Raw genomic sequence first — 6,000 nt, 5'->3', positions numbered from 1 at the left:
CGCTGGCCAGACCAAAAATTCGTTGCATTCCTCCCTCATTGGCAAGTCTTTTACCCGTGAAGATCAATCACCTTTCAAGAGCCCCCGTATGTCCCAGATTTGTCCCCACTGCGGTAAAGTATCAGATGAGGAAAAACCGCGATTCTGCAGCGGTTGCGGTGCCCGGATGGACGGGAAGATGCCGGTGGGTTTTCCCGGCTATTCAGCAGCACCGCGGGAGCAAAAAAGCCAGTTGATCGCCGGGACCTGTTCGACGTTTCTTCCCGGTCTCGGCCAGGTTTATAACGGGGAGGCAGCGAAAGGATTCGCCCTTTTTATCATGACCCTTGTGGGTCTGGTCATCTTCCTTATCCCGGGACTTATCGTCTGGTTTTACGCATTATACAATGCATATTCCACGGCAGGAAAGATGAATACCGGTGAGATCCCGTTTCGTGAGACCCGGATGCTTCACATGATCCTGTTTATCGTGTTTGCAATCGCGGTTGTAGCGATCGCGTTAGTCATTGTCTATGTGATGGTTATCAGTCCGCTGATGTCCCAGTTCGGTTCGCTCGATATGGGTAATATTGGAAATATTGGCAATATGGGTAATATGGGGAATATGGGGAATACAGGTAATAGCGCCGATATCAACCGGCTGATCAACAATATGGGTAATATGAGTAATACGGGTAATAGCAACGATATCAACCAGCTGATCAATAATTTAGGTAATATCTGATCCCCGTACTTCTCTGTTTTTAGTTCAGACTAAAGGAGACCTGGTGCTGTTGTGTTAACGGGACCTGACTATCATAATATCGTCGTAATCCATTAATATTCACTATTTAAAAGTCCCGACAACGCAACAGGACCTTGATAGAGTTTTTGTCAGGTTGTCGGCAGCCAAACTATTTTCTTCGGCATATCGAATTTCAAAAACTGCCGATAACCTGACAGGGTCAGGGAAAGAACTTTCCCTGACTTAAGCCAAAGGTAAAATCATCGAACGGAGTGAAAAATCGGATGACTGACGATTCAAAAGGTAAGGCCGGCAAAGGCATCCCGGGATCAGATACGGTAAAAACCGGTGGTGACCACAAGACCATCACGGGAGATTCAAGGATCTACCCGCAGGAAAGGGACAGCGAGGTTACCACTTCAATCAACCTGAAGATGCTTACCTGCCCCCAGTGTGGAAAATCAACAATTCATACAGAATTCCCTGATCACTATGAAGCCTGGATTAAATGTTCATCATGCGGTTTTTTTATGGGGATGAGTAATGATGAATGGCACAGTATGGAAAACAGTCCCAATCTTAATGAAAAAATAAAAAAAATGGCGAAAAAAAAGAAAATTTTGGAGTTGTAACGAAATTTGGATTCTGTCAGGTCTGCGGGTTCTGACAGGATGACGGGCCTGCGTGGAAAAAATCGGACAACTATGAATTTTTACGACGAAGTAATGAAGCTCAGCCAGATCATGAGGAGAGAAGAAGAACCAGGCGGCATGACAGTCTGTACCGGCCGGAAAGCATTCGTGAGGTGACCAATCATTCCCATGGCGCCCGGTACCGATCCATCAAATGAATACCTCTCAAAGCACCTCCGGGTCACCTGCCAGCACATCGACAGGCTTCTTGGCGAGATCGAAGGTGTCCTCAACGAGTCCTCATCCCGAACCGCATTCCCGGAGTATGTCATGGACATTTCCCCGGCGCAGCAGAAGACGATCGAGGATTATATCGCGCGTATCCGTGCCCGTCTCGTCCAGGTAATGGAAGGGCAGGGGATGAGCAGCAGCAGCCAGCCCGGCATTCCCGTTTCGCGGGCTGTTCATAGCAGGCTGTATGTCATCGATGTTGCAGTCGAAGAACTCAAACCACAATACATGATGGGGTTTGGCAATCTCCCCGACACCGCCGCGACAGAACTCAATGGCATTGCAGGGGAGTTGCAGGCGCTTGTCTCACGCCTCGGCCAGTATCTCGACAAAGGAGCCGGGCAGGATTTCCGGGAACGGATGCAGCGGCTGGAAGGGGCCGGTAATGATCTCGGCCTGCTTTCCCGGATCGAACGGGTAGTCACGGAACGGGGACTTGTGGAATTCCGGGGGACAATCGACTCAATCCTTAACCGTGCCGAGGACCGGAGTTTTGAGATCGCGGTCTTCGGGCGTGTCAGCTCCGGCAAGTCGTCGCTCCTCAACACCATCATCGGTACTGACATCCTGCCGGTAGGTGTGACCCCGGTTACGGCCGTCCCCACGCGCATCATCCACGGGGAAGAGCCATCACTCACGGTATCGTTTGCCGATGCACCGGCAAAAACGTTCGGAATCCAGCAGCTCGGGGAGTTCGCTACCGAACAGCACAACCCCAACAACGTAAAGCATGTGACACGCCTTACCGTAACTATCCCGGTATCGCGCCTCTCAGAAGGGGTTTCCTTTGTTGATACGCCGGGTCTTGGTTCACTTGCAACAGGAGGTGCTGCCGAGACCCTGGCGTACCTGCCCCGGTGCGATCTTGGGGTGGTCCTGATCGATGCGGGATCCACGCTGACCGAAGAAGACGTGCGGACCATCCGTGCATTGCAGGAAGCTGCCATTCCCGCACATATCCTGCTCAGTAAAGCAGATCTCCTCGACCAGCCTGACTGCGAAAAGACCATCGGGTACATCAGGCAGCACATAGTCTCAGATACCGGCCTTGACCTGCCGGTCCACCCGGTCAGTGTCCACCCCTCACACCGGAAGCTGCTCGACCGGTGGTTCGAAGAGGAGATCCTTCCGGTCATGAGCCACGCGCAGGATCTCCGGGCCGCGTCGTTACAGAGAAAGATTGGTGCGCTGCGTGAATCTCTTGTGTATTCCCTGAAGAACCAACTCCGAAGGAGCCGGCACGCACCTGCGGGAAATGCAGAATCCGCCCGGGATGTTGAAATCCGTTTGCGAAGGGCGACCGGTCTTATTGTCGAAACCGGCAAAGCCTGCCGGGAAAAGGCCGATGCGATGAACGGGAAGGTTTTTGAAACCTGGATCGCTTCTGCTTCAGGCACCACAAACGAAGGGCACGAGGGCGCTGACAGAAAAATTTCCGACAAAGATGATGCGATCCGCACCGCTATTCTCCAGACCGTGCAGGCAGGAATAAATGATATCCAGAACCAGATCGAAACCCTTGCCACCAGCCTGCAGAACGAGCTCGTAAAAAGCGCAGCAGACCTCGCCATTGCCGATGTGCCCGGAGATAAGGAATTCCTCTCGCTTGTCCGGGATATGCCGTCTTTTGATCCCGGAAAGATCCATGTCACGGTGCCACCATACGCATTCACCGCAATGCTCGGGACGCACCTGGGAGAAAAACTGGTGGCAGGGAAGGTACACCGGCAGTTCGACGAATCTTTCGGATCGATCATTGCCGGTTACTTCAGGCTCCTCAAGGAATGGTCAAGCCAGGTGACGTACCAGATGGGCCGGAAATTCGAGACCTATGCCGAACGATACCGGGCACAGGCAGTACAATCACCCCAGGGCCAGGATCTGACAGCGGATGTGGTGAGTGCTGTCGAGAAGGATCTCCTGTTACTGGAATCACCCGCCATGAGCTGATTCAGATGGCGTTTTTTTAAGACCCGAAGGGTTAAGTCCTGGGGGACAGGTCCAGCGAAGGAAACACATACGCCCGGTGCAGGAGCAGCCTTCCTCATGTCTATCGACTGCGAACCCCACCATGCGTTCCTGTTGGTGATTCTTATACATGGTGACCTAAACCGGAAAAGTTCGTGTTCAAATTTTAATGATTCAAAAAAAGAGACCGCCCCGGCCTGGCCAGGGACGGAAAAAGGAAAACGGCGGATGAGAAGATTTCCCTCTCACCACATGCGCAATCAGAGATTGTACAACAGCCAGGCTTCCGGCCAGATGCTGTCATCATATTGGGATCCGATAAACGATCCATCTGTGGCATCAACCACGACGGTATACGAATACCCGCCATTCTCGGTCAGAGTAATGACCCATGCGAGGCGCTCGAGGTTCTGGTATTGGGTAATAACTTCGCGGTGTCCCTCCGTGGATTCCACGCCGGAAGTGCCCACATAGTCCTCAGCAGTCGCTACAGCCTTTGACAGTGAAACCGTGTTCTCCAGGTTGGAAAGCGTCAGGAGGCGGTCAACTCCCCAGTAATCGATGATGGAACCGGTCTTCGTGTTGACACTGACATGGACAAGGGTCGGCAGAAGGACATTGTCCTTCTCTTCGCGGAAGACGAAGTCGTATGCATTCACCGTAACATAGTTCCAGCTGTCGATGTCCGGGTTATAGTACCATTCATAATTCGTGTCTACCTGATCAAAGACAAGCTTCCAGTTTTTCGAAGAAAAGTCCGTAAACTTCCCGCTCGCGTAGGCCGTTGCATTCGCATAGGCCTGGTCCCGGGTCAGGACATTTGAAGAGGAGTCCCGGGCGTTGTCCCCGAAGTGTACGAACTCGACAGCGCCGCTGTTCTCATTGACTAAAAAGGTGGAATTCCCTGCGGTGAAATAGTAATAGTTTCCGATCGGGAGGCTTCCGGTGGTGGAAAGCACAGGATCAAGGCTGAGGTCTCCCATGAACACCCTGATGTTGTTCTTTGCCTGATCCATGGATATCGGATAATTGTCGTTCGCGGATGCAGATGCCGTATAGGCAGATGCAGCCGACGCAGTCATGATCCCCTGGCTTGTTGCAGGAGGATCCAGCCTGATGCTCATCGCCCCGACACCCTGCAGGCATGCCAGCAGGCAGATCGCAGCAAGCACAATACATACAATACGTGTTCTCTTCATGGATTATCGCTCCGAATCCTGCTCACGTGACTGCGGGCAGGTTCCTGGCCCTGGTGATTGCAGGTTACCTGAGTATAATCCCAAAAATCACTTAAATTAAGTGTTAAATGAAAAAATATTTGCAGTTATTCGTGCGATTCCCTTTTTTGGATCCCGCTGCAACCCTCACCCGGTCTTCCGGAAGAGGTATGCCCCGCCCACGGTCGTGACCACGCAGAACCCCACCATCACGGTAAGGCAGATCGCCGGGTGGATCTGCGACATGCCCGTCAGGCTGTATCGCATGCCCTCGACGCTGTAGGTCAGCGGGTTTATCAGGGTGAGCGGCTCGATCCACGGCGGGAGCGTGCTTATGGGGAAGATCGCCCCGGAAAACCCGAAGAACAGGAAGGAGAGTACTCCCGAGATCATCTGGAACCCGTTCATGTCCCCCATCCGCATGGCCACGGCGACCCCGAATGCCGTAAACGAGACGGCGACAAGGACCATAAAGACACATGCGAGACAGAACCCGGCCAGGCTCGGGAGCGTAAGCCCGACCAGGAGCGCCGGGAAGAGGAGAACGAGGCCCTGGATGATCGCTGTTGTCGCTCCCCCGGCAGTCTGGCCGAGCACGATCTCCAGGCGCGAGACCGGGGCAACGAGCACCCCCTTGAGAAACCCGAACTGCTTGTCCCAGAGGATCTGGACGCCACACCCGAGAGCGGTAAACATCACGGTCATCGCAACCATGCCCGGGATTAAAAACAGGATGTAATCCGGGGCAATACCCGGCAGCGTCACGATCCCGTTGAGGCCGATCCCCAAGAGGAGGAGAACGGCAAAGGGCACGATCACGCTCATGAGGACGCGGCTCTTGGACCTGAAGACCTGCTTCATCGCCCGCAGCCAGAGCACATAAACGACATCCATGTTTTTAGCACATCCTCCTTTGAGATCCTGAATGACAACTAAACTCTGGCGGGGACGGATAAAATGTGTCCGGTAACTGCAGTGACTTTTTCATACATTGACAGCGCAAGGTATGGACCGTCTCCACAGCCAAATCACGTATTCCGCCAGGAGGTTTGGATCTTCATCCGGTTCTCTCACGATATGCATACCTTCATTACTTTCTGGTTGCAACACCGTTGAGTCACCCGTACCCGGCAGGAAACACGAGAAAGGATCTCCGGGAGATCTTCTG

5 protein-coding genes are annotated in these 6,000 nt (G+C 53.1%); 3 read left to right on the top strand and 2 right to left on the bottom strand.

Annotated elements, in window-relative coordinates; all coding sequences use genetic code 11:
* Nucleotides 1-166 precede the first annotated feature (166 nt).
* The 3 genes from WCE46_RS03020 to WCE46_RS03010 all read left to right on the top strand — a co-directional run bounded on the left by WCE46_RS03020 (nt 167) and on the right by WCE46_RS03010 (nt 3,597).
* Entirely contained in the window at nt 167-724 is a 558-nt protein-coding gene (locus WCE46_RS03020; protein ID WP_424732225.1) for a hypothetical protein, read from the top strand.
* Between the two features lie 284 nt (nt 725-1,008).
* A complete protein-coding gene (locus tag WCE46_RS03015) occupies nt 1,009-1,356 on the top strand; it encodes a hypothetical protein (RefSeq protein ID WP_424732224.1) in 348 nt (115 codons plus the stop codon).
* Nucleotides 1,357-1,545: 189 nt separating this feature from the next.
* Nucleotides 1,546-3,597: a dynamin family protein gene (locus WCE46_RS03010; protein ID WP_424732223.1), complete on the top strand. Its 2,052-nt coding sequence runs from the start codon at nt 1,546-1,548 to the stop codon at nt 3,595-3,597.
* Nucleotides 3,598-3,875: 278 nt separating this feature from the next.
* Here WCE46_RS03010 and WCE46_RS03005 read toward each other — a convergent pair whose 3' ends face one another.
* The gene (locus WCE46_RS03005; RefSeq protein WP_424732222.1) at nt 3,876-4,814 is read right to left on the bottom strand and encodes a PepSY domain-containing protein; all 939 of its coding nucleotides are present in this window, start codon (nt 4,812-4,814) and stop codon (nt 3,876-3,878) included.
* A gap of 165 nt (nt 4,815-4,979) precedes the next feature.
* The gene (locus tag WCE46_RS03000) at nt 4,980-5,726 is read right to left on the bottom strand and encodes an ABC transporter permease (RefSeq protein WP_424732221.1); all 747 of its coding nucleotides are present in this window, start codon (nt 5,724-5,726) and stop codon (nt 4,980-4,982) included.
* Nucleotides 5,727-6,000: the final 274 nt, after the last annotated feature.

Source organism: Methanoregula sp. (assembly GCF_049690535.1).
In the GTDB taxonomy this organism is placed as follows: Archaea; Halobacteriota; Methanomicrobia; order Methanomicrobiales; family Methanospirillaceae; genus Methanoregula.
Note: the sequence above shows the minus strand (reverse complement) of the source record. Positions and strands in the feature narration are given on the sequence as shown.